Source organism: Arthrobacter sp. Y3223164, assembly GCF_059091005.1.
Genome location: NZ_JBNHGF010000914.1, coordinates 1 through 366 on the forward strand (window position 1 = coordinate 1; position 366 = coordinate 366).

Genomic DNA, 366 nt, shown 5'->3' on the forward strand with positions numbered 1-366 from the left:
GTGCCGGGGACCGCACACCATCCGTACCCGACGGGGCGGCAGCAACGGGTTCCCCGGACGCCGGCACCACCGGCACCACGTGGTCGGCGAGCGCCGCGGTGTCCGGGTCGTGCGCCACCAGCACGGTGGTCACCCTGCCGCGGAGACCGTCCAGCGCGGCCTCGATGGCCCGGGCACTGCGCTCATCCACGTGCGCGGTAGGTTCATCGGCCAGCAGCACGTCCACCCCGGGGACATGGTCAACCCGGGCCAAAGCCCGTGCCACGGCCACGCGGCGCAGCTCTCCCGGGCTGAGGTCGCCGGTGTCCGCGTCCGCCAGGCCGGCGGCATTGACCTGCGCCAGCGCTTCCTCCGCCGCTGCACGCC

General features: G+C 75.1%; 1 pseudogene. It reads right to left on the reverse strand.

Going from position 1 to position 366, the window contains the following annotated elements:
* Positions 1-366, reverse strand: a pseudogene (locus tag AC5RUJ_RS18700) (thiol reductant ABC exporter subunit CydD); the annotation flags it as partial.